Source organism: Tepidimonas fonticaldi (genome assembly GCF_001675355.1).
GTDB classification, from domain to species: domain Bacteria; phylum Pseudomonadota; class Gammaproteobacteria; order Burkholderiales; family Burkholderiaceae_C; genus Tepidimonas; species Tepidimonas fonticaldi.
In genome coordinates, this window is record NZ_LZDH01000001.1 from 1 (window position 1) to 21912 (window position 21912).

Annotated in this window: 20 protein-coding genes; 17 read left to right on the forward strand and 3 right to left on the reverse strand. The window is 70.0% G+C overall.

Going from position 1 to position 21912, the window contains the following annotated elements:
- Nucleotides 1-350 precede the first annotated feature (350 nt).
- From A9O67_RS00005 to A9O67_RS00025, 5 genes are all read left to right on the forward strand, one after another.
- Nucleotides 351-965, forward strand: a complete 615-nt coding sequence (locus A9O67_RS00005; RefSeq protein WP_068606122.1) for a c-type cytochrome — start codon at nucleotides 351-353, stop codon at nucleotides 963-965.
- 177 nt (nucleotides 966-1142) lie between these two features.
- Complete coding sequence (locus A9O67_RS00010) at nucleotides 1143-3284, forward strand: cytochrome c biogenesis protein ResB (protein WP_068606124.1); 2142 nt, start codon at nucleotides 1143-1145, stop codon at nucleotides 3282-3284.
- Nucleotides 3281-4648 (forward strand): c-type cytochrome biogenesis protein CcsB, encoded by a 1368-nt coding sequence (gene ccsB / locus A9O67_RS00015; protein ID WP_068606126.1) that lies wholly within the window; start codon nucleotides 3281-3283, stop codon nucleotides 4646-4648. Before A9O67_RS00010 ends, ccsB begins: the two co-directional genes overlap by 4 nt.
- 19 nt (nucleotides 4649-4667) lie before the next feature.
- Entirely contained in the window at nucleotides 4668-5642 is a 975-nt protein-coding gene (gene msrP / locus A9O67_RS00020; protein ID WP_068606128.1) for a protein-methionine-sulfoxide reductase catalytic subunit MsrP, read from the forward strand.
- A 1-nt stretch (nucleotide 5643) separates the two neighbouring features.
- Entirely contained in the window at nucleotides 5644-6288 is a 645-nt protein-coding gene (locus A9O67_RS00025) for a protein-methionine-sulfoxide reductase heme-binding subunit MsrQ (protein WP_068606130.1), read from the forward strand.
- On the opposite strand, the gene lysA is transcribed toward A9O67_RS00025, so the two are convergent.
- Both lysA and lptM read right to left on the reverse strand, forming a co-directional pair.
- Nucleotides 6224-7525 (reverse strand): diaminopimelate decarboxylase, encoded by a 1302-nt coding sequence (gene lysA / locus A9O67_RS00030; protein ID WP_068606132.1) that lies wholly within the window; start codon nucleotides 7523-7525, stop codon nucleotides 6224-6226. The two genes, A9O67_RS00025 and lysA, sit on opposite strands and share 65 nt — an antisense overlap.
- Nucleotides 7512-7796 carry an LPS translocon maturation chaperone LptM gene (gene lptM, locus A9O67_RS13975; RefSeq protein ID WP_331711341.1) on the reverse strand — a complete coding sequence of 95 codons (285 nt, stop codon included), beginning with the start codon at nucleotides 7794-7796 and terminating at the stop codon, nucleotides 7512-7514. Before lptM ends, lysA begins: the two co-directional genes overlap by 14 nt.
- Between lptM and cyaY the strand changes: the two genes are divergently transcribed.
- Entirely contained in the window at nucleotides 7678-8007 is a 330-nt protein-coding gene (gene cyaY / locus A9O67_RS00035) for an iron donor protein CyaY (protein WP_068606134.1), read from the forward strand. The two genes, lptM and cyaY, sit on opposite strands and share 119 nt — an antisense overlap.
- A 35-nt stretch (nucleotides 8008-8042) precedes the next feature.
- Here cyaY and A9O67_RS00040 read toward each other — a convergent pair whose 3' ends face one another.
- Nucleotides 8043-10418, reverse strand: coding sequence for a penicillin-binding protein 1A (locus A9O67_RS00040; protein WP_082955232.1), 2376 nt, complete (start codon nucleotides 10416-10418; stop codon nucleotides 8043-8045).
- Nucleotides 10419-10611: 193 nt separating this feature from the next.
- Between A9O67_RS00040 and A9O67_RS00045 the strand changes: the two genes are divergently transcribed.
- The 11 genes from A9O67_RS00045 (at nucleotide 10612) to A9O67_RS00095 (ending at nucleotide 21903) form a co-directional block, all read left to right on the forward strand.
- A complete protein-coding gene (locus tag A9O67_RS00045) occupies nucleotides 10612-11694 on the forward strand; it encodes a pilus assembly protein PilM (protein ID WP_068606138.1) in 1083 nt (360 codons plus the stop codon).
- On the forward strand, nucleotides 11691-12311 hold the full coding sequence (locus A9O67_RS00050; protein ID WP_068606140.1) for a PilN domain-containing protein: 621 nt from the start codon (nucleotides 11691-11693) through the stop codon (nucleotides 12309-12311). Before A9O67_RS00045 ends, A9O67_RS00050 begins: the two co-directional genes overlap by 4 nt.
- A gap of 20 nt (nucleotides 12312-12331) precedes the next feature.
- Complete coding sequence (locus A9O67_RS00055; RefSeq protein ID WP_068606142.1) at nucleotides 12332-13018, forward strand: type IV pilus inner membrane component PilO; 687 nt, start codon at nucleotides 12332-12334, stop codon at nucleotides 13016-13018.
- Nucleotides 13015-13581 (forward strand): pilus assembly protein PilP, encoded by a 567-nt coding sequence (locus tag A9O67_RS00060; RefSeq protein WP_082955233.1) that lies wholly within the window; start codon nucleotides 13015-13017, stop codon nucleotides 13579-13581. The genes A9O67_RS00055 and A9O67_RS00060 overlap by 4 nt, the downstream gene beginning before the upstream one ends.
- 59 nt (nucleotides 13582-13640) lie before the next feature.
- Nucleotides 13641-15782: a type IV pilus secretin family protein gene (gene pilQ / locus A9O67_RS00065; RefSeq protein ID WP_068606143.1), complete on the forward strand. Its 2142-nt coding sequence runs from the start codon at nucleotides 13641-13643 to the stop codon at nucleotides 15780-15782.
- Nucleotides 15783-15792: 10 nt separating this feature from the next.
- Complete coding sequence (locus A9O67_RS00070; protein WP_144326891.1) at nucleotides 15793-16980, forward strand: hypothetical protein; 1188 nt, start codon at nucleotides 15793-15795, stop codon at nucleotides 16978-16980.
- On the forward strand, nucleotides 16980-17522 hold the full coding sequence (locus A9O67_RS00075; RefSeq protein WP_068606147.1) for a shikimate kinase: 543 nt from the start codon (nucleotides 16980-16982) through the stop codon (nucleotides 17520-17522). The genes A9O67_RS00070 and A9O67_RS00075 overlap by 1 nt, the downstream gene beginning before the upstream one ends.
- Nucleotides 17523-17531: 9 nt before the next feature.
- Entirely contained in the window at nucleotides 17532-18683 is a 1152-nt protein-coding gene (gene aroB / locus A9O67_RS00080) for a 3-dehydroquinate synthase (protein ID WP_068606151.1), read from the forward strand.
- Nucleotides 18684-18756: 73 nt separating this feature from the next.
- On the forward strand, nucleotides 18757-19959 hold the full coding sequence (locus A9O67_RS00085) for a deoxyguanosinetriphosphate triphosphohydrolase (RefSeq protein WP_068606221.1): 1203 nt from the start codon (nucleotides 18757-18759) through the stop codon (nucleotides 19957-19959).
- 6 nt (nucleotides 19960-19965) lie between these two features.
- Nucleotides 19966-21216, forward strand: coding sequence for an MFS transporter (locus tag A9O67_RS00090; protein WP_068606153.1), 1251 nt, complete (start codon nucleotides 19966-19968; stop codon nucleotides 21214-21216).
- Nucleotides 21217-21903, forward strand: a complete 687-nt coding sequence (locus A9O67_RS00095) for a transposase (protein ID WP_068606155.1) — start codon at nucleotides 21217-21219, stop codon at nucleotides 21901-21903.
- The last annotated feature ends 9 nt before the right edge of the window (nucleotides 21904-21912 follow it).

Below are 21912 nucleotides of genomic sequence, written 5' to 3' on the forward strand. Positions count from 1 at the left end.
GCAGCGCTGGTGCGGGCGCGCGGCGGTGCGGGTGGGTGGGGGGGGTGGGGGGGCGGGGGGGGGGGGGGGGGGGGTGGGGGGTGGGGGGGCGGGGGGGGGGGCGCGGGGCGGGGCGGGGCGGGGGGGGGGCGGGGGGGGGGGGGGGGGGGGGGTGGGGCGCGTGGGTGGGGGGGGGGGCGGGGGGGGGCGGGGCGGGGGGGTGGGGGGGTGGGGGGGGGGGGGGGGGGGGGGGGGGGGTGGGCGTCGTCATACAGGGCGGTTTCGGGGCCATTGTAGAATCTGGCGGTTATTCCGATGCGTCGGGGCCGGCCCCGGCCCGCACTTTCACGCGCCCACACAGCGACCACACCATGAAACCCATCGTCACGCTCATTGGTGCCGCCCTCGCCGCCACCCTGTCCTGGTCCGCCCAAGCACAGACCGCCCAGCCCGACCTCAAGCGCGGCGCGACGCTGTTTGGGCAGGTGTGCGTGGCCTGCCACGCGGCGGATGGCAACTCGACGACCGCGGCCAACCCCAAGCTGGCGCAGCAGCACCCGGAATACCTGATGAAGCAGCTGCGCGAGTACAAGTCGGGCAAGCGGGCCAATGCGGTGATGGTGGGCTTTGCCAGCCAGTTGTCCGATGACGACATGCGCGACATCGCTTACTGGCTGGCCAGCCAGAAGGGTGCGACCGGGTTCTCCACCAGCGCCGAGCTGGTGCGCCTGGGCGAGCGCATCTACCGCGGGGGCATCACCGACCGCCGCATCCCGGCCTGTGCCGGCTGCCACGGCCCCAGCGGCAGCGGCATCCCGGCCGAGTATCCGCGCCTGAGCGGCCAGCATGCCGAGTACACGGCCACCCAGCTCAAGGCGTTCCGCTCCAACGAGCGCGCCAACAACAAGCAGATGCACGAGATCGCGCGCTACCTGACGGACAACGAAATCAAGGCCCTGGCCGATTACATCGCCGGTTTGCGTTGATCGGCGGGTCGGCCGTGGCCCCGTTCCGTCCAAAAGCCCCGCCCGCTGCCGGAGAATATCAGCGTTCGATAATATTCGACCCGGCAGCCGGCCCCCGCGTGGAACCTTCCGCGTGACCCCAACTCTCAGTCGAGGCAGGCCCCCACCCGGCCTGCCTTTTTTGTGCCCCGCGTCCGCATGAGTGCTTCCACCGCCGGTATCGAGCTGCGACTCCAATCCCGCCGCGTCGCGTCGGCGGTCGAGCTGCTGTCGTCGATGCGTTTTGCCATCGCGCTGCTGACGGTCATCAGCATCGCGTCGGTCGTGGGCACCGTGCTCAAGCAGCACGAGCCGATCAACAACTACGTCAACCAGTTCGGGCCGTTTTGGTCCGAGGTGTTCGGGGCGCTGGACCTGTACTCCGTCTACAGCGCCTGGTGGTTTTTGCTGATCCTGGCGTTTTTGGTGGTGAGCACGACGCTGTGCATCGTGCGCAACACGCCCAAGATCCTGACCGACCTGCGCCAGTACAAAGAGCATGTGCGCGAGCAAAGCCTGCAGGCCTTCCACCACAAGGCGGATGCGACCTTGGCCGAGGCCCCGCGCGCGGCCGCCGAGCGCATTGGCCAGGGGCTGCTGGCGCGCGGCTGGAAGGTGCGCCTGCAGTCGCGCGAAACCCCCAGCGGCACCGGCTGGATGGTGGCCGCCAAGGCGGGGGCGGCCAACAAGATCGGCTACCTGGCGGCGCACGCGGCCATCGTCATCATTTGCATCGGCGGCCTGTTCGACGGGGATTTGATGGTGCGGGCGCAGCTTTGGTTTGGCGGCAAGGAGGCCTTCCAGGGCGGCGGGCTGATCGCCGACGTGCCCGCCAAGCACCGCCTGAGCGACGCCAACCCGACCTTTCGCGGCAACCTGCTGGTCACCGAGGGCACGCGCGCTGGTGTCGCGGTGCTGCCCCAGCCCGAGGGCGTGATCCTGCAGGAGCTGCCGTTCGACGTGGAGCTGAAAAAGTTCATCGTCGAGTACTACGACACCGGCATGCCGCGGCTGTTTGCCAGCGAGATCGTCATCCACGACCGCTACACGGGCGAGGCGCGCCCGGCGCGGGTGGAGGTCAACCACCCGGTGGAGCACCGGGGCATCCAGATCTACCAGTCCAGCTTCGACGACGGCGGTTCGCTGGTCAAACTGCGCGCGGTGCCCATGGGTGCGAGCGTCAAGCCGTTCGAGGTGCAGGGCCGCATCGGCGAAGCGACCGCGCTGACCAATGGCGACGAGCGGCTGCGGCTGGAGTTCACGGGCCTGCGCGTCATCAACGTCGAGAACTTTGGCGGCACGGCCGCCGCCGGCGTGGATGTGCGCAAGGTCGATCTGCGCCAGGCGATCGAGTCGCGCCTGGGTTCCGGCCACAAGACCGTGACCGAGCGCGTGCTGCGCAACGTCGGCCCCAGCATCACCTACAAGCTGCGCGACGAAGCGGGCCAGGCGCGCGAGTTCCACAACTACATGCTGCCGATCGACCTGGACGGCCAGCGCGTGATCCTGCTGGGCGTGCGCGACACGCCGCAGGAGCCGTTCCGCTACCTGCGCGTGCCGGTGGACGAAAACGACGGCCTGGACGGCTTTGCGCGGCTGCGCGCGGCGCTGGCCGACCCGGCGATGCGGCAGATGGCGGTGCGGCGTTACGTGGCGCTGGCGGCGCCCGACCAGCCGCCTGCCGTGGTGCAGGCGCTCGCCGGGTCGGCCCAGCGCGCGATCGACCTGTTCGCCGGTGAGGACCCGGAGATCGAACGCCTGCCCCACAACGGCGTGCCCCGTCTGGGGGGGCTGCAGGCGCTGTCGGCCTTCATGGAGGTCAACGTTCCCGAGGCCGAGCGCGAGCGCGCCGGCGAGGTGCTGCTGCGCATCCTGAACGGCACGTTGTTCGAGCTGTATCAGCTCAGCCGCCAGCAGGCCGGCCTGCCGCCGGCGCAGCGCGGCGACGCCACCGCGGCCTTCATGACGCAGGCGGTGTTGAGCCTGTCCGACGCCTTCTTCTACCCCGCGCCGCTAACCTTCCAGCTCAAGGACTTCGAGCATGTGCAGGCCAGCGTCTTCCAGGTCGCGCGCGCGCCGGGCAAGACCATTGTGTACTTGGGGTGTCTGTTGCTGATCATCGGGGTTTTTGCCATGCTCTACGTGCGCGAGCGGCGCCTGTGGGTGTGGCTGGCTCCGTCTGGCGACGGCGCCCGCGCGACCATGGCGCTGTCGAGCAACCGCAAGCTGCTCGACAACGACCGCGAGTTCGACGGCCTGCGTGGCCTGCTGCATCCCCCCGCGTCCAAGGGTTCGACATGACGTCCGCTTCCCAAACCATCGACCTCAAGCTCGACAAGCACAGCGCGTCGGACAGCGGCGCGCGCGGCTGGCTGGCCCGCCGCACGGTGTGGGACTGGCTGTATGCGCTGCTGGCCGTGGCCGGTGCCGCGGTGGCGCTGTGGCAGTGGGGCCACGCGATGGATGGCTACGAAAAGGCCATTCTGGTCGGCGCGGTGCCCAGCCTGGTGGCGCTGGCGTGGTTTTGGCGCCCGGTGCAGCCATTGACCGTGGTGGTGGCGGCGCTGGCGCTGCTGGCCATCGGGCTCTATCAGGTGGATGGCCGTGCCGATCTGGCGCGCGCCGATCAGGTGTTCCTGCTGAAGTATTTCCTGTCCAGCCAGTCGGCCATCCTGTGGATGAGCGTGCTGTTCTTCATGAGCACGGTGTTCTACTGGATCGGGCTGCTGGCGCCGCGCGGGGGCGAGACGGCCGAGCGGCTCGGCTCGCGCATCGCCTGGGTGGCGGTGACGCTGGCGCTGGTCGGCACGATGGTGCGCTGGTACGAAAGCCACCAGATCGGCCCCGGCATCGGTCACATCCCGGTCAGCAACCTGTACGAGGTGTTCGTGCTGTTCGCCTGGCTGACGGCGACGTACTACCTGTACTACGAGGACCGCTACCAGACGCGCAGCATGGGGGCGTTCGCGATGCTGATCGTCAGCGCCGCGGTGGGCTTTTTGCTGTGGTACACGGTGGTGCGCGAGGCGCACCAAATTCAGCCGCTGGTGCCTGCCCTGCAGAGCTGGTGGATGAAGCTGCATGTACCGGCCAACTTCATCGGCTACGGCACGTTTGCGATTGCGGCGATGCTGGCGTTTGCCTACTTGATCAAACAGAGCGCCGGCGAGACGAGCTGGGTCAAGCTCGCCCCGCTGTGGCTGCTGGGCATCGTGTTGTGCTTCGAGCCGCTGGTGTTCCGGCAGGATGCCGCGGCCAAAGGCGGCAGCTACTGGTTCGTCTACTTCGGCGTGTCGGCACTGATCGTCGGCGGGATTTTGGCGGCGCGGCGGCGCATCGCCGAGCGGCTGCCGAGCCTGCAGGTGCTCGACGATGTGATGTACAAGGCGATCGCGGTGGGTTTTGCCTTCTTCACCATCGCCACCGTGCTGGGCGCGCTGTGGGCGGCGGAGGCCTGGGGCGGTTACTGGAGCTGGGACCCGAAGGAGACCTGGGCGCTGATCGTCTGGCTGAACTACGCCGCCTGGCTGCACATGCGCCTGATGAAGGGGCTGCGCGGCACGGTGGCGGCGTGGTGGGCGCTGGTGGGGCTGGGCATCACGACGTTTGCGTTCCTGGGCGTCAACATGTTCCTGAGCGGGTTGCACAGCTACGGCGCGCTTTGATCCGGCAGGGGTGGTCCCGATGCAGCCGCGGCCCAGCGAGATCACGCCACGGGCGATCGTGGAAAACCGCCGCGCGTGGCTGCAGCGCGCGGGCTGGGTGACGGCGGGGGCGGCGGGGGTGGCGCTCGCGCCGGCCGCTTGGGGGACGGCGTCCGCCCCGGCTGGCCGGGCCGGGCAGCGCCCGCCTTTGGCCGCCCGGCCAAGCACCGTCGCCGGTGCCCACACGCCCGAGGCGCCCACGCCCTACGAGTTGGTCACCGGCTACAACAACTTCTACGAGTTCGGCACCGACAAGGAAGACCCCGCTCGCCTGGCGCACCGCATGCGGCTGCGGCCGTGGACGGTGCAGGTGGACGGGCTGGTGGCGCGGCCGCTCACGCTGGATCTGGACGACCTGCTCAAGCTCGCCCCGATGGAGGAGCGCGTCTACCGCCTGCGCTGCGTGGAGGGCTGGTCGATGGTGATCCCATGGATCGGCTATTCGCTGTCGGCGCTGATCGAGCACGCGCGGCCGCTGGGCAGCGCCAAGTTCGTCGAGTTCCACACCCTGGCCGACCGGGAGACGATGCCCGGCCTGCGCTCCAGCGTGCTGCTGTGGCCGTACGTGGAGGGGCTGCGGATGGACGAGGCGCGCCATCCGCTGACGCTGCTGGCCTTCGGCCTGTACGGCGAGCTGCTGCCGCCGCAGAACGGCGCGCCGCTGCGCGTGGTGGTACCCTGGAAGTACGGCTTCAAGAGCGCCAAATCGATCGTGCGCATCCGCTTCGTCGAGCGCCAGCCGGCCACCGCCTGGAGCGTGGCGGCGCCGCACGAGTACGGCTTTTACGCCAACGTCAACCCGGATGTGCCGCATCCGCGCTGGAGCCAGGCCACCGAGCGGCGGCTGGGGCAGGGCGGGCTGTTCGCCCCGCGCGTCAAGACGCAGCCGTTCAACGGCTACGCCGAGCAGGTGGCGGGGCTGTACGCCGGTATGGACCTGCGGCGCTTTTACTGACGTGGACCGCTGGCTGCGCGCGGCCAAGCCCTGGGCGCTGCTGCTGCTCGCGGCCCCGGCGGCGTGGCTGTGGGCGCTGGCGCTGGCCGACCGCCTTGGCGCCAACCCGGCCGAGGCGCTGATCCGGGGCCTGGGCCTGTGGGCGCTGCGGCTGCTGTGGCTGACGCTGCTCGTCACGCCGCTGCGGCAGCTGACTGGCTGGCAGGCGCTGGCCGGCTGGCGCCGCGGCCTGGGCCTGTGGGCGTTCGGCTACGCGCTGCTGCACCTGCTGGCGTACGCGTGGCTGGATCAGGGCGGCGACCTCGCCGCGATCGCGCGCGACGTGGCGCAACGGCCGTTCATCCTGGTCGGTGCGGTGGCGGTGCTGCTCCTGGTGCCGCTGGCGGCGACCTCGTTCGACGCCGCGATTCGGCGCCTGGGCGCGCGGCGCTGGCGCGCGCTGCACCGGCTGGTGTACGCGGTGGCGCTGCTGGCGCTGCTGCACTGGTTCTGGATGCGCAGCGGCAAGCGCCTCTGGGGCGAGGTGGCGGTGTACGCCGCGCTGCTGGCGCTGCTGCTGGGCTGGCGGCTGCGCGCCGCGGTCAGTCGAGCGCGAGCGCGCGCTCCTGCCGCCACAGGTCGGCCACCGTCTCGCGCGCGCGGATGAGCTGCGCGCGCGCGCCGCTGACCAGCACCTCGGCTGCCTTGCCGCGCGTGTTGTAGTGGCTGGCCATGCTCATGCAGTAGGCGCCGGCCGAGCCGACGGCGAGTAGGTCGCCCGGCTGCGCGGCCAGCTCCCGGTCGCGCCCGAGCCAGTCGCCGCTTTCGCACACCGGACCGACCACGTCCCACGTCCGCGCGGGCACGTCCGCGCGCGGCCGCACGGGGGCGATGGCGTGCCAGGCCTCGTACATCGCCGGACGCGGCAGGTCGTTCATCGCCGCGTCGACGATCAAAAAGTTTTTGGCCGCGCCGGGCTTGGTGTAGAGCACCTGGGTCACGCAGATGCCGGCGTTGCCGACCAGCGAGCGGCCCGGCTCCAGCAGCAGGCGGCGCCGGCCATGGCCGCGCGCGTCCAGGCGCGCCAGCATCGCCTGCCACAGCGCATCCGCGGCGGGGGGCTGCTCGCCGTGGTATTCGATGCCGAGGCCGCCACCCAGGTCCAGGTGGTGCAGGGGGATGCCCGCGGCCTCGATCGCCTCGACCAGGTCGAGCACGCGGTCCAGCGCATCCAGATAGGGGCCGATGCTGGTGATCTGCGAGCCGATGTGGCAGTCGATGCCCACCACCGACAGGCCGCTCAGACTGGCGGCGTGGCGGTAGGCGTCCAGCGCCTCGTCGTGCGCAATGCCGAATTTGTTGCCCTTGAGCCCGGTGGAGATGTAGGGGTGGGTCTGCGCGTCCACGTCGGGGTTGACGCGCAGGCTGACCGGCGCGCGCACGCCCAGCTCGCGCGCCACGGCGTCCAGCACGTCCAGCTCGGCGCGGCTTTCGACGTTGAAGCAGCCGATGCCGACCTGCAGCGCGCGGCGCATTTCGGCGCGGGTCTTGCCCACGCCCGAAAAGACGATGCGCTCGGGCGCCGCCCCGGCGCGCAGGGCGCGCTCCAGCTCGCCGCCGGAGACGATGTCGAAGCCGCAGCCGGCCCGCGCGAACACCTCCAGGATCGCGAGCGTGGAGTTGGCCTTCATCGCGTAGCAGATGAGCGCGTCGCGCCCCTGCAGCCCGCGCTGGTAGGCCGCCACCGCCGCGCGCATGGCCGCCACCGAGTACACGAACAGCGGCGTGCCGTGCTCGCGCGCCAGATCGGCGACGCGCAGCCCTTCGACCCACAGCTCGCCGTCGCAGTAAGCAAAATGGGGGGCGCCGGGCAGGTAGGGGGGGGGCGGTTCAGCGCGGGGCATCGGTCGTGGCGGCGGGGGGCTGGGGGGCGGAGGGCAGCGTCAAGGGGCCTTTCTGGCCACATCCCGACAGGGTCATGGCCAGCACGGCCGCCCAGGCGGCCAGACGTGGTCCTACAATGCGCCGACTTCTTTGCATGCGGGCGATTGTAGTGATGACCGATCTCGAATACCTGGACCGGGCCGAGGCGGCCCTGAAGGCGGTGGAGCTCAACTGCGACCGCCTGAACGAAACCACCGATGCGGACATCGACAACCAGCGCGTGGGCGGCATGATCACGCTGACCTTCCGCAACGGCAGCCAGATCGTGATCAATCTGCAAAAGCCCCTGCACGAGATTTGGATGGCGTCGCGCTCCGGCGGCTACCACTACCGCTTCGACGGCCAGCACTGGATGGACACCAAGGGCGCGGGGGAGTTTTTTGCCCACCTCTCGCGCGAGGCGTCGGCGCAGGCGGGCGTGCCGCTGACGTTCGTACCGTGATCCGCCGCCCCGCCCCGTGACCGGGGGGCGGGGGCTTACTGCCGGAACAAGTCCAGGATGCTGCGCTTTTCGCGCGGGTCGGCCCCGCCGTCGGGGGGCGGTTCGCCCGCGGGCAGGCTGGCCGCATCGCCAAAGCCCAGGCGTTTGACGTAGCTGCCGTCGGCATACTCGTCGTACACCCAGTCCCCGTTCACGAACGCGACGCCCGAGGGCGGGGTGAGCTCGTGCACGGGCGTGTTGCGCAGGGCCTGGCCCATGAAGTCGATCCAGATCGGCAGCGCCAGCGCCCCGCCCGTGGCCCGCCGCCCCAGGTTGCGCGGCGTGTCGTAGCCCAGCCAAGCCGCCGCGGCCAGCGTCGGGTGAAAGCCCACGAACCACGCATCCTGCGCGTCGTTGGTGGTGCCGGTCTTGCCGTACAGATCCGGGCGCTTGAGCGTCGCCTGCGCCCGCGCGGCGGTGCCGCTGCGCGTGATTTCGTTGAGAAGCTGCCCCATCAGGAAGGCGTTGCGCTCGGGCAGGGTGCGGTTGGCCTCGTCCGTGGCCTGCGGCGGCACCTCCAGCAGCACCCGGCCTTTGGGGTCGGTGATGCGGGTGATCAGTACCGGCGGCAGGTAGTGCCCCCCGTTGGCGAACACGCCGTAGCCGGCCGCCATTTCCAGCGGCGTCACGGCCCCCGCACCCAGCGCCATGGTCAGGTAGGGCGGATGCTTGGCGGGGTCCAGCCCAAAGCGGGTGATCCACTGCTGCGCCGACTGGGTGCCGACGGCCCGCAGCACATGGATCGACACCATGTTCTTGGACTTGGCCAGCGCCGTGCGGATGGTCATCGGCCCCTCGTACTGCCCGTCGTAGTTTTTGGGCTCCCAGGGCTTGCCGCCCGTCACGCTGGCCGGGAAGAACAGCGGCGCGTCGTTGGCGACCGTCTGCGGCATGATGCCCTTTTCCAGAGCGGCCGAGTAGATGAAGGGCTTGAAGCTGGAGCCCGGCTGGCGCTGCGACTGCGTGACGCGGTTGAACTTGTTGCGCTCGAAGTCGAAGCCGCCGACCAGCGCGCGGATGCCACCGTCGCGCGGATCGACGGCGACGAAGGCTGCCTCCACCTCGGGGGTCTGGGTCAGATACCACCCCTGCGCGCCCTTGACGATGCGCACCACGGCCCCGGGGCGCAGCTTCAAGTGGGGCGGGGCGTTGTCGCTCAGGCCCGAGCGCACCGACTCCAGCCCCTCGCCGGTGATCTCGATCGGTGTGTCGTCGCCGCGCACCACGACCACTTTGCGCGGGTCGGCCGACAGCACCACGGCGGTCAGCAGCGGCTCGTTATCCGGCACGGCGGTCAGCGCATCGTCGATGGCCGCCTCGCGGGCGGCGGGGTTGGCCGGCAGGTCGATGAAGCGCTCCGGCCCACGGTAGAACTGGCGCCGCTCGAAGTCCAGAACGCCCTGCCGCACGGCGCGCCAGGCCGCGCGCTGCAGAGCCGGGTCGATGGTGGTGTGGACCTTCAGGCCGGCGGTGTAGGCGTCTTCGCCATAGCGCTCGACGATGGTTTGGCGCACCATCTCGGCGATGTACTCGGCGTGGATGGCCTGCTCGGCGTCGTAGCGGCGCAGGCGCAGTGGCTCCTCGCGCGCAGCCTGGGCCTCGGCGGCGGTGATGAAGCCGTTTTCCAGCATCCGGTCGATGATGTAGAGCTGGCGCGCCCGGGCCCGCTTGGGGTTGCTGATCGGGTTATACGCCGACGGCGCCTTGGGCAGGCCGGCCAGCATGGCCGCTTCGGCGATGGTCAGATCTTTGAGCGATTTGCCGAAATACGTGTGCGCCGCCGCTGCAAAGCCGTACGAGCGGTGGCCCAGAAAGATCTGGTTCATGTAGATCTCGAGGATCTGCTCCTTGGTGAGCAGGTGCTCGAGCTTGAAGGTCAGCAGCACCTCGTAGATCTTGCGCAGGTAGCTCTTTTCGCTGGACAGATAGACGTTGCGCGCCACCTGCATGGTGATGGTGGAGGCGCCCTGGCTCTTGGCTTCGCCCAGGTTGGCCAGCGCCGCGCGCAGCAGGCCCCGGTAGTCGATGCCGTTGTGCTCGAAGAAGCGCGCGTCCTCGATGGCCAGCACCGCGTTGATCATCACCGGCGGGATGTCCTCGAACGGCACGAGGTTGCGCCGCTCCTCGCCAAACTCGGCCAGCAGCGAGCCGTCGCGCGCGTACACGCGCAGCGGCAGCTTGGGGCGGTAGTCCGTCAGCTCGCTGACGTCGGGCAGGTTGGGGTAGGCCATCGCCAGGCCAAGGGCGACCAGCATCGCTGCGGCCAGCCCCGTGCCCAAGACGACCGTCAGCGCCCCCCACAGCATCCGGCGCCAACCCGATTGGGGCGCGGGCTTGGGCGGGGCGGGCGGTGGGGATGGGGGTCGGGACATGGAGCGGGCCGGGGGTGCCGGAGCATGGCGCCCGCATTATAGGAAGCGGCCGATGTCGGTTCCAGGCAACGGGCGCGGGCGGTGCGGTGCGATGCTGCGCGAGATTTCTCTGGGCGATGCGGGGCGTTACTGCTAGGATTGAACGCAATGGGCATTGTGCAGGCCGGTCCGGTCCGGCCCATGGGGGTGGGATTTGACTGCATTCGGATCACTGTTCAGTCGCGAGCCAGCCCCGCTGCTCGGCATCGACATCAGCTCCACCACCCTGAAGCTGGTGGAGCTGGGCCGCGGGCGCAATGGCGGCTATGCCTTGCTGCACTGCGCGATCGAGCCGCTGGACAAGGGCTGGATCGCAGAGGGCAATATCGAGAAGTTCGACGAGGTGGCCGAGGCGCTGCGCCGGCTGGTGCGCAAGGCCGGCACCAAGACCAAGAACGTCGCGCTGGCCCTGCCCGGCTCGGCGGTGATCACGCGCAAGGTCAGCCTGCCCGCCGGCCTGACGGAGGACGAGCTGGAAGTCCAGGTCGAGGCGGAGGCGGCGCAACTGATTCCCTTCCCGCTGTCCGAAGTCGCGCTGGACTTTTGCGTCATCGGGCCGTCGGCCACCGCCCCTGGGTATAACGAGGTGCTGGTGGCCGCCTCCCGCAAGGAGAAGGTGTCCGACCGGCAAGGGCTGGCCGAGGCGGCGGGCCTCAACCCGGTGATCATGGACGTCGAGTCCTACGCGTCGCGGCTGGCTGCGCGCCGGGCCATCGAGCGGCTGCCCAACCAGGGCAACAACCTGCTCGTCGCATTGTTCGAGATCGGCTCGCAGTCCACGGGCCTGCAGGTCATCCGCAACGACGAGATGATCTACGAGCGCGACCAGCCGGTCGGCGGCGCGGCGCTGACCCAGGTGATTGCGCGCCAGTACGGCATTTCCCTGGAAGAGGCGGAGCAGAAAAAGAAAACCGGCAACGGCCTGCCGGCCGACTACCCGCAGACGGTGCTGCAGCCGTTTCTGGACACCCTGGGGCAGGAGCTGGGCCGTGCGCTGCAGTTCTTTTTCACCAGCACGCCGCACAACAAGGTGGACCACATCCTGCTGTCCGGCGGTGCGGCCAGCCTGCCCGGCGTGGCCGAGGCGGTCATGACCCAGACGGGCTTTGCCACCAGTGTGCTCAATCCCTTCGAGGGCATGACCCTGCCACCCAACCTGCCCGCCGCGCGCCTGGCCATGGAGGCGACGTCCTACCTGGTGGCCACGGGGCTGGCCTTGCGGAGGTTCATGCCATGATCGCCATCAACCTGCTGCCCCACCGCGAGTGGGCGCGCAAGAGGCGGCGCGAGGCATTCTTCGTGCATCTGGCGCTGGCGGCGCTTGCCGGGGTGGCGCTGGCGGGCGTGGTGTACACGGTTTTCGAGGCGCGCATCGCCGCCCAGCAGGGGCGCAACCAGCAGCTGCAGGCCGAAATCGCCAAGCTCGACCAGCAGATCAAGGAAATCGCCACCCTGCAAACCGAGCTGGATGCCCTCAAGGCGCGCCAGGACGCCGTCGAGAGCCTGCAGGCCGACCGCAACCTGCCGGTTCACCTGCTCAACGAGCTGGTGCGGCGGCTGCCCGACGGGGTGTACCTGCGCTCGATCAAGCAGGAGGGCAGCGGCATCGCGATCACCGGGGTGGCCCAGTCGCAGGAGCGCGTCTCCGAGCTGCTGCGCAACCTGTCCACCCAGAGCCCCTGGCTGCGGCAGCCGCAGCTCATCGAGATCACGGCCGGCACCCAGAACTTCAACCCGGGCGGGCAGCGCCGGGTCTTCAACTTTGCGCTGCGCGTCGTGCAGGGCAAGGGCGAGGGGGCGGACAAGGCGGGCGGCGGGGCGCCGGCCCCCGCTGGCAAGGGCGGGGCGGTCTGACCCCGCAACCGGACGACACCATGGCCTCCAAACGCAAACCCTCCTCCATCGACTGGGCCGATCTGCAGCAGACCCTGCAGCGCCAGTTCAGCGGGCTGGACCCCAACGATCCGTCCCGCTGGCCGGCGCTGCCGCGGGCCTTGCTGCTGGTGGCGGTGGCGGTTTTCATCGTCGTGGCGCTGTGGTACGTCTGGTTGTCCGACCGCCGCGATGCGCTCGAAGCCGCCCAGCGCCGCGAAGGCGAGCTGCGCACCGAATACACGCAAAAGGTCGCCAAGGCCGTCGCCCTCGACGCGCTGAAGGCGCAACTGGAGCAGGTGCGGCAATACGTCGCGCAACTGGAAAAGCAACTGCCCAACCGCGCCGAGATGGATGCCCTGCTGTCCGACATCAACCAGGCCGGCATCGGCCGCGGGTTGCAGTTCGAGCTCTTTCGCCCCGGGCAGGAGACGGTGCGCGACTACTATGCCGAGCTGCCCATCACCGTGCGTGTGAGCGGCTCCTACCACGACATTGGCATGTTCGTCTCCGACATTGCCCATCTGTCGCGCATCGTGACGCTCAACAATGTGTCGATCAACCCGGTGGCCAACCGCAACGACCTGCTGACCATGGAGGCCACCGCCAAGACCTTCCGCTATCTGGACCCCGACGAAGTGCTGGCCCAGAAGTCGGCGGCCAAAGCGGCCCAGGGAGGCAAGAAATGACCCCGCGCGCGCATCCCCTGCGATCCGTTTGGGGCGGTCTCGCCATCGTGGCCGTGTCGGCGGGGTTGTTGGGCTGCTCCGGCGGCAACGACGAGGATCTGGCGCAGTGGATGGCGCGTCAGCGCGCATCGGCCCAGCCCAAGGTGACCCCCATTCAGCCGCCCACCGCCTACCAGCCGCAGGCGTACGAAGGGGGCGATACCCTGGCCCCCTTCAGCGAGGAAAAGCTGGTCCGCGTGCTGCGCAGCGACGCGGCCAGCGGGGCGGTGTCGCGCTTGATCGAGTCCGAGATGCGCCGGCGCCGCGAGCCGCTGGAGGACTACCCCCTCGACGCGATTGCCATGGTGGGCCTGCTGGACAAGGGCGGTCGCCGCGTGGCGCTGGTCCGCGTCAATGGTTTGCTCTATCAGGTGGCGGCGGGCAATTATCTGGGCCAGAACTACGGGCGGGTGACCGCCATCTCCGACAATCAGATCACGCTGCGCGAGATCGTGCAGGACGCTGCCGGCGAGTGGATCGAGCGCACCGCCACCTTGCAGCTACCGGAAGGAACCGGCAAATGACCTTCGCACATCGATCACCCGGTGATGCACCGCAGCGCCGGCCCCGGGGCCGGCGGTGGATGTCGTTCGCCCTGGCGGCCGCGGTTGTCCTGGCGAGCGGTTGGGCGCAGGCCCAAGGGGCCATCCGCTCCGTCTCGGCGGGCTTCAGCAGCGGCAACGAAGTCATTCGCATCGAAACCACCGAACCCCTGAAGGCCCTGCCCGCCGCGTTCACCATCCAGACGCCCGCGCGCATCGCGCTGGATTTCCCCGCGACCACCAACGCCACCGGCCAAGGGCTGATCGAGATCAACCAGGGCAATCTGCGCTCGGTCAACGTTATCGAGGCCGGTGGCCGCACGCGCCTGGTCCTCAACCTCAACCGCGCCGTGCCCTACGACACCCAGGTCCAGGGCAACGTGCTGTTCGTCACCCTGCAAAACGCGCCCGCTGCCGCGCCGGCCGCCTCGGCTGCGGTGGGCGCCACCACCTTCGACAGCGGCCCTGCGGTCAGCGGCACGACGGCCCTGAGCGACATCGACTTTCGCCGTGGCGAGGACAGCGCCGGCCGCCTGATCGTGGAATTGGGCAACCCGCAAACCGGGGTGGACATTCGGCCGCAAGGGCGCAATCTGGTGGTGGAGTTTTTGCGCACGTCGCTACCCGAGGGCCTGCGCCGGCGCTTGGACGTGACCGACTTTGGCACCCCGGTGCGCACCGTCACCGCCACCCAGACCGGCGACCGCGTGCGCCTGCTGGTGGAAAACACCGGCGAGTGGGAGCACAGCGCCTACCAGAGCGACAACCAGTTCGTGCTGGAGGTGCGCCCGGTCAAGCCCGACCCCAACCGGCTCGTGCAGGGGCCCAAGTACAGCGGCGAGAAGTTGTCCCTCAACTTCCAAAACATCGACGTGCGCTCGCTGCTGCAGGTGATTGCAGACTTCACCAACTTCAACATCATCACCACGGACACCGTGCAGGGCAACCTGACCCTGCGCCTGAAGGACGTGCCCTGGGACCAGGCGCTGGACATCATCCTGGAGGCCAAACAGCTGGGCATGACCAAGACGGGGAATGTCATTCGCGTGGCGCCGAAGAAGGAGCTGGACGACGAGGCCGTGGCACGGCGGGAGGTCAACAAGAAGCTCGAGGCTCTCGAGGTGTTGCAGACGGAGACCTTCCGGCTCAACTTCGCCAAGGCGCAGGAGGCGGCCGAGGCCCTTCGGCAAGGCGTCAACACCGGATCGGGCGAGAACGCCAGCACCAATCGCCTGCTGTCACCGCGCGGCTCGGTCATTGCCGATGTGCGCACCAACCAGGTGTTCGTCACCGACGTGGCCTCGCGGCTGGAGGCGGTGCGTCAGTTTATGGCTAAGGTCGACACGCCGAGGCGGCAGGTCATGATCCAGGCACGTATCGTCGAGGCGCGCGAGGGCTTCAGCCGCTCGCTGGGCGTGCGGCTGGGTGGGGCTGACCTGCGCACGATCCGCGGCGGCGATGCAGGCTACAGCGTCGGGGGGACTGCGCGCGCCGCCATTGCTGGCTCCTACGACGCCATCACGTCGACCACCGGGCAGACTGCCAACCTGATGACCAACGCGAACACGACATTCGTCAGCCTGCCGGCGCGCAGCGGCCTGTCTGGGGCGGAAGTGCCGCGGTTCGCGATCTCCCTCTTCAGTCCGGCGGCCAACCGCTTTCTGAACCTGGAGCTGTCGGCACTGGAGTCGGACAACCAGGGGCGAATCATTTCCAGTCCCCGTGTGCTCACGGGTGACCTGACCAAGGCGACCATCAAGCAGGGCGACCAGATCCGCTTCATCCGTCGGCGACAGGCTGCCAACGGTCAGATTGAGGATGTCATCGAGACTATCGACGCTAACCTGCAGCTTGAGGTGGAGCCGCAGATCACGCCCTCCGGGCAGGTGATGGTGAAACTGAAGGCCGCGAAGAACCGTCTGCTGCGCATCACCGACGCCGGGCCGCAGCTGGATGTGCGTGAAGTGCAGACCGACGTCATGGTGGAGAATGGCGGTACCGTGATGATCGGGGGCATATTCGAGCATGAGGAGTCGCAAGGTGTCGACAAGGTGCCAGTGCTCGGAGACGTGCCGGTAGTCGGCAACTTGTTCAAGAGCCGTAACCGCGACACGCAGAAGCGCGAGATGGTGATCTTCCTGACCCCGTACATCGTCGATGGCGCGGCGACGCCCTTCCAATGAGGTTGTGAATATGGAACGCTGGTTCATCCGTTGGCCTATGAAGCCGTTGTGGGCGATCGCTGCACTCATCGCCGGTCTGCTGACCGTGGCCTGCGGTGGTGGTGGCGGTTCCCCCGGTGCGAATCCGAACACGGGCGCGCTTTCGGTCGGTGGGGTGTCTGCGGTCACCGTTTTGCCGGGTGAGTCCAAACTGCTTCCCGTGACCGGTGGCGTGCCGCCCTATCGCGCGGTGACCTCCGAAGCCGCCGTGGCCGTGGCGGCCATGGATGGCAATTCGCTGGTCGTTGGTGGCATCGCGCCGGGGGCGTCTACCAACGTGATTGTCACGGACTATGCCGGCACGAGCAAAACGGTGTCCGTGACGGTGGGGACGAGTGTGCCCCTGTACACGACGGCCCCGGCTGCGCTGACGATTGGGGTGGGGTCATCACAGGCGCGCACCTTCCGTGTCAGCGGTGGGGTGAAGCCCTACACCATTACTGGCAGCGCACCCTTGGTCGCGACCGTCACCCAGCTGAATGCGGAGGAATGGAGCATTCAGGGGGTGGCCATCGGCGACATGAAGGTTCGTATCCGAGACGCCGCCGGCAAGGAGTTGGAAGTGGCGGTGACGGTGGGCTCACCGGAGCTGCGCATTTCTTCGGACAACCTGACCCTACCGATTGGTATCCCTGCGACGGTGGTGCTGTCCGGAGGGCAAAAACCGTACTCGATCGCGGGCGGTATTCCCGCCGCCATCCAAGTCCGGCTGCTTCCGGGATCGGACAGCGAGTTCGAGATTCTCGGTCTGCTGGCCACGGGTGACGTCGACGTCGTGTTTTCCGATGCCTCTGGGAAAACGGTGAAGACGAAAGTCACGATCAATACGGCCACGACACAAATCCGTGTTTCGCCCTCGGCGGTGAGTTTGGGCGAGCAGTCGGGTTCGTCGGTTAGGTTCAGTTTCTTGACGGCGGCCAAGGGTGCGCCGACGGTTCTCAGCAGTTTCCCGGGACTGGTGTCGGTGTCGGCGGTCACGGCGCCGGAGTTCAATGCCGATGGTTCGATCAAGACGCCCGGCTCCTTCGTGGGTACGGTATCGGGCACGACCTGTGTGAAGGCGGACACCCCGGTCACGCTGACGGTCATCGACAGCCATGGGTCGATCGGGACGGCGGTGGTGACGGTGGTGGACACCAATCCGGCCTCTTGTCCCTAATGGCTGGCCATGTCATCTTGATCGGCCTGCCCGGCGCCGGCAAGACCACAGTCGGCCGGCAGCTGGCGCGGCGGTTGCAGCTGCCATTCGTCGATTCCGACGCCGTGATCGAGGAGCGGCTCGGCTGCAGCATTCGCGAGTTCTTCGAGCGGGAGGGCGAGGAGCCCTTCCGCGACGTGGAGGAGGCGGTGCTCGACGAGCTGACGCGCGGCGAGTCGTGCGTGCTGTCCACCGGCGGCGGGGCGGTGCTGCGGCCGGCCAACCGGCAGCGGCTGCGTGCGCGCGGCCGGGTGTTCTACCTGCGCTCCACGCCGGAGGAGCTGATGCGCCGGCTGCGCCATGACCGCACGCGCCCGCTGCTGCAGGTGGCCGATCCGCTGCAGCGGCTGCGCGAGCTGCACGGGGTGCGCGACCCGCTGTACCGCGAGACGGCGCACTACGTGATCGAGACCGGGCGCCCGTCGGTGGCCACCCTCGTCAACATGATCCTGATGCAGCTGGAGCTGGACGCCGAGGCGGCCCGGGGCGTGGCGGCCGGCTAAACTCGTGGCATGTCCACGCCTGCCGCCGCCATCGCCGAAGCCCCCGCGTTCGCGCCCGCCGCCACCGTGCTGCACACGGTGAGCATCGACCTCGGGGAGCGCAGCTACCCGATCGTCATCGGCACCGGGCTGCTGGACGACCCGGCCACCTCGGCCGGCCTGCCGCGCGCGGCCACCGCCGCCATCGTCACCAACACGGTGGTGGCGCCGCTGTACCTGGCGCGGCTGCGCGCGACGCTGCAGCCACACTATGCGCGCGTGCTGGAGGTGGTGCTGCCCGACGGCGAGGCGCACAAGGACTGGCCGACGCTCAACCGCATCTTCGACGCGCTGCTGGCCGCCGGGGCGGATCGCAAGACGGTGCTGTTCGCGCTGGGCGGCGGCGTGATCGGCGACATGACCGGCTTTGCCGCCGCGTGCTACATGCGCGGCGTGCCGTTCGTGCAGGTGCCGACCACCCTGCTGGCGCAGGTGGATTCCTCGGTTGGCGGCAAGACGGCGATCAACCACCCGCTCGGCAAGAACATGATCGGGGCGTTCTACCAGCCGGTGCGGGTGGTGTGCGATCTGGCGACGCTGGCCACCCTGCCGCCGCGCGAGTTCGCCGCCGGGCTGGCGGAGGTTATCAAGTACGGGCCGATCGCCGACGTGGCCTTCCTCGACTGGGTGGAAGCGAATGTCCAGCACCTGGTGGCGCGCGACGCCGCGGCGCTGGCGCACGCCGTGCGGCGCAGCTGCGAGATCAAGGCCGCCGTCGTCGGGCAGGACGAGCGCGAGTCCGGCCTGCGCGCGATCCTCAACTTTGGCCACACCTTCGGCCACGCGATCGAGGCGGGCCTCGGCTACGGCGCCTGGCTGCACGGCGAGGCGGTCGGCTGCGGTATGGTGATGGCGGCGGAGCTGTCGCGCCGGCTCGGGTTGGTGTCGCCCGCCTGGGTGGCGCGGCTGGAGCGGCTGGTGGCCGCGGCCGGCCTGCCGGTGCGCGCGCCGGTGTTGGGGTCGGACAACGCCGCGCGCTACCTGGAGCTGATGCGGGTGGACAAGAAGGCCGAGGGCGGCGAGATCCGCTTCGTCGTCGTCGACGAGGCCGGGCACGCCTTGGTGCGCCCGGCACCGGATGCGCTGGTGGCCGAGGTGATCGCGGCGCGCTGCGCCACCTGAGCCGCCGGCCGGCGAGGAAGGGCAGGGCGCCATGACCCCGGTGCTGCCGACGCTGGCCGAGGAGGTGGCCGCCATGGGCGTGCTGCCCTGGCCGGCCGGGACGCTGGCGCCGTGGGCATGCGACCCCGCGCGCAGCCGCGGCCGGCGCCATCCGGAGCCGCCGGCGCCGACGCGCAACCCGTTCCAGCGCGACCGCGACCGCGTCATCCACTCCACCGCGTTTCGCCGCCTGGTCTACAAGACGCAGGTGTTCCTCAACCACGAGGGCGACCTGTTCCGCACGCGGCTGACCCACTCGCTGGAGGTGGCGCAGCTCGGCCGCAGCATCGCCCGTGCGCTGGGCCTGCACGAGGATCTGGTAGAGGCGATCGCGCTGGCGCACGACCTGGGGCACACGCCGTTCGGCCACGCCGGGCAGGACGCGCTCAACGCCTGCCTGCACGCCGACGACGGCCCGTGGGCGGCCGAGCCGCGCGGGCCGGATGAGCCGCACGGCGGCTTCGAGCACAACCTGCAGAGCCTGCGCGTGGTCGACGAGCTGGAGGAGCGCTACCCCGAGTTCGACGGCCTCAACCTCAGCTTCGAGACGCGCGAGGGCATCCTGAAGCATTGCGCGCGCGCCAACGCCGAGTGGCTGGAGGCGCGCGAGCCGGGCGGCGTGGGGGCGCGCTTCCTGCGCGGCGAGTCGCCGTCGCTGGAGGCGCAGCTGGCCAACGTCGCCGACGAGATCGCCTACAACGCGCACGACATCGACGACGGCGTGCGCAGCGGCCTGCTGACGCTGGAGCAGCTGGAGCAGGTCGAGCTGTTCGACGCCTTCCGCCGCGAGGCGCTGGCGCAGCATCCGCACCTGCGGGGACGGCGGCTGCTGTACGAGGCGATCCGCCGCATGCTCAGCGCGCAGGTGTACGACGTGATCGCCGCCACGCGCACGGCCCTGAGCGTCGCCGGCGTGCAGTCCGTGGCCGACGTGCGCGCGCAGCCGCCGCTGCTGGGCTTTTCGCCGGCGATGCGCGAGGCGTCGGCGCGGCTCAAGCGCTTCCTGCTCGTCAACCTGTACCGCCACCCGCAGGTGATGGAGACCACGGCGCGCGCGCGCCAGGTGGTGGCGGACCTGTACCGCGCCTACTGCGCCGACCCCGCGCGGTTGCCCGCGCAGCGGCGCCGCGCCGGGCTGTCGCTGCGGCGGCAGGTGGCCGACCACATCGCCGGCATGACCGACCGCTACGCGATCCGCGAGCACGAGCGGCTGACCGGCCAGCGGCTGTTCGTCTGACCGCCTATGCCCAGCGCGCAACCCGGCCCCCGCGACCGCCAGCCCGTGCCGGCGCAGGCGCGGCTGATCGTCGCTGTGGGCATTGCCAGCGCGCTGCATGTGGGCAAACTGCCCCCGGCGCTGCCCGTGCTGGCGCAGGAACTGGGGCTGACCCTGGTGCAGGGGGGCTTTTTGCTCTCCATGATCCAGTTGGCCGGCATGAGCATGGGGGCGCTGTTCGGGCAACTGGCCGACCGGCTGGGGCCGCGGCGCGTCATGATGGCGGGTTTGCTATTGCTGGCCGCGGGCAGCGCGCTGGGGGCGCTGGTGCCGGCGGCGCACCTGTTGCTGTGGACGCGCGGCATCGAGGGCTTCGGGTTCTTGATGGCCGTCTTGCCCGCGCCGGGCCTGTTGCGCCGGTCGGTGACCGAGCCGGCCGTGCTCAACCGCGCCTTGGGCTGGTGGGGGGCGTATATGCCGATCGGGACGGCGACGGGGCTGCTGCTGGCCCCCGCCTTGCATGCCGCCGTCGGTTGGCGTACGGCGTGGGGCTTGCTGGCGGGCTTGGCGGTGTTGTGCGCGGTGGCCGTGCGCGCGCGATTAGCCCCGGACGCCCCGGACGGGCCGGCCGCCGTTGCGGGAGGGGCGTGGGGCGCGGCATGGCAGGGCCTGCGCTCGACGCTGTCGGCGCCTGGGCCGTGGTTGGTCGCCGCGGCGTTTTTGATGTACTCCGGGCAATGGCTGGCGGTGGTCGGGTTTTTGCCCACCCTCTACACCGAGGCCGGTTGGTCGCCCGCCCGGGTGGGCTGGGCCAGTGCGCTGGCCGCGGGCATCAACCTCACGGGCAACATCGCGGCCGGCCGACTGCTCGCGCGCGGGGTCGCGCCGCGCACCCTGCTGTGGTCGGGCTATACCGCCATGGCCCTGGGGGCGGTGGGCACCTTCACGGCGGGGGCTGGATGGGCGTATGCGTCGGTGTTGGTGTTTTCGGCGGTCGGCGGCCTCATCCCCGGCACCCTGTTCACCCTGGCGGTACGCCTGGCCCCGGGGCCGCAGACGGTTTCGACGACGGTGGGCTGGGTCCAGCAGTTGTCGTCGTTGGGGCAGTTCGTCGGGCCGCCCTTGGTCGCCTGGCTGGCGGCCCGGGTGGGGGGCTGGCATTGGACGTGGTTGGTCAATGTCGCGTGCTGCGCCGTGGGGATGGCATTGGCGGTGGCGCTGCAGGCCCGGCTGGGCCGCTTGTCCGCCCCCGGTGTCCAGCGCACGGGGGGACGCTGAATGGCGCGCCTGCCCCGCCTGTCGGTGACGGATTTGCCCCACCTGGTCCTGTGGCAGGGGCACAACCGGCAGGCCGTGTTTTCGGACGACGACGACCGTCAGGCCTTCCTGGCGCTGCTGGGTGACGGTGCAGCCCGCGAGGGCGTCGAGGTCCATGGCTATGCGTTGCTGGACGCGGGCCTGTGGTTGCTGGTCACGCCGCGCCGCGAGGGGGTGCTGTCGCGCCTGATGCAGGGGCTGGGGCGCAGCTATGTGCGCCGCTTCAACGCGCGGCATGGCCGTACCGGCACGCTGTGGGAGGGACGCTACCGCGCCACCGTGCTGGCGCCGGATCGGGTGCTGCCGGCCCTGGTGCTGTTGGACCACGAGCCGGTGCGCGTGGGCCTGGCCCCGTCGCCGGAGGCCTGGCCCTGGTCCACCCACCGCCACTATGCGGGCATCGCGCCGCTGCGTGGCGTGCAGCCGCCCGCGCCCTGGTGGGGCCTGGGGGACACGCCCTTTGCCCGCGAGGCCGCCTACCGCCAGCGCGTGCACGAGGGTTTGCCGCCCGCGCAGGCGCAGGGTTTGCGCGAGGCCGCGATCAAAGGCTGGCCGGTGGGCGATGCCGCCTTTTTGGCCGCGCTGGCGGCGCAGACCGGGCGGCGCACACAACCGGCGCGGCCCGGCCGACCGCGCAAGCGGGTTTGATCTGTCCCT

Excerpts from the sequence above, each read along its gene's own strand:
- A9O67_RS00005 (WP_068606122.1), top strand. The coding sequence starts at position 351 with ATGAAACCCATCGTCACGCTCATTGGTGCCGCCCTCGCCGCCACCCTG.
- A9O67_RS00010 (WP_068606124.1), top strand. The coding sequence starts at position 1,143 with ATGAGTGCTTCCACCGCCGGTATCGAGCTGCGACTCCAATCCCGCCGC.
- ccsB (WP_068606126.1), top strand. The coding sequence starts at position 3,281 with ATGACGTCCGCTTCCCAAACCATCGACCTCAAGCTCGACAAGCACAGC.
- msrP (WP_068606128.1), top strand. The coding sequence starts at position 4,668 with ATGCAGCCGCGGCCCAGCGAGATCACGCCACGGGCGATCGTGGAAAAC.
- lysA (WP_068606132.1), bottom strand. The coding sequence starts at position 7,525 with ATGCCCCGCGCTGAACCGCCCCCCCCCTACCTGCCCGGCGCCCCCCAT.
- cyaY (WP_068606134.1), top strand. The coding sequence starts at position 7,678 with ATGACCGATCTCGAATACCTGGACCGGGCCGAGGCGGCCCTGAAGGCG.
- lptM (WP_331711341.1), bottom strand. The coding sequence starts at position 7,796 with ATGCCGCCCACGCGCTGGTTGTCGATGTCCGCATCGGTGGTTTCGTTC.
- A9O67_RS00040 (WP_082955232.1), bottom strand. The coding sequence starts at position 10,418 with ATGTCCCGACCCCCATCCCCACCGCCCGCCCCGCCCAAGCCCGCGCCC.
- A9O67_RS00050 (WP_068606140.1), top strand. The coding sequence starts at position 11,691 with ATGATCGCCATCAACCTGCTGCCCCACCGCGAGTGGGCGCGCAAGAGG.
- A9O67_RS00055 (WP_068606142.1), top strand. The coding sequence starts at position 12,332 with ATGGCCTCCAAACGCAAACCCTCCTCCATCGACTGGGCCGATCTGCAG.
- A9O67_RS00060 (WP_082955233.1), top strand. The coding sequence starts at position 13,015 with ATGACCCCGCGCGCGCATCCCCTGCGATCCGTTTGGGGCGGTCTCGCC.
- pilQ (WP_068606143.1), top strand. The coding sequence starts at position 13,641 with ATGTCGTTCGCCCTGGCGGCCGCGGTTGTCCTGGCGAGCGGTTGGGCG.
- A9O67_RS00070 (WP_144326891.1), top strand. The coding sequence starts at position 15,793 with ATGGAACGCTGGTTCATCCGTTGGCCTATGAAGCCGTTGTGGGCGATC.
- A9O67_RS00075 (WP_068606147.1), top strand. The coding sequence starts at position 16,980 with ATGGCTGGCCATGTCATCTTGATCGGCCTGCCCGGCGCCGGCAAGACC.
- aroB (WP_068606151.1), top strand. The coding sequence starts at position 17,532 with ATGTCCACGCCTGCCGCCGCCATCGCCGAAGCCCCCGCGTTCGCGCCC.
- A9O67_RS00085 (WP_068606221.1), top strand. The coding sequence starts at position 18,757 with ATGGGCGTGCTGCCCTGGCCGGCCGGGACGCTGGCGCCGTGGGCATGC.
- A9O67_RS00090 (WP_068606153.1), top strand. The coding sequence starts at position 19,966 with ATGCCCAGCGCGCAACCCGGCCCCCGCGACCGCCAGCCCGTGCCGGCG.
- A9O67_RS00095 (WP_068606155.1), top strand. The coding sequence starts at position 21,217 with ATGGCGCGCCTGCCCCGCCTGTCGGTGACGGATTTGCCCCACCTGGTC.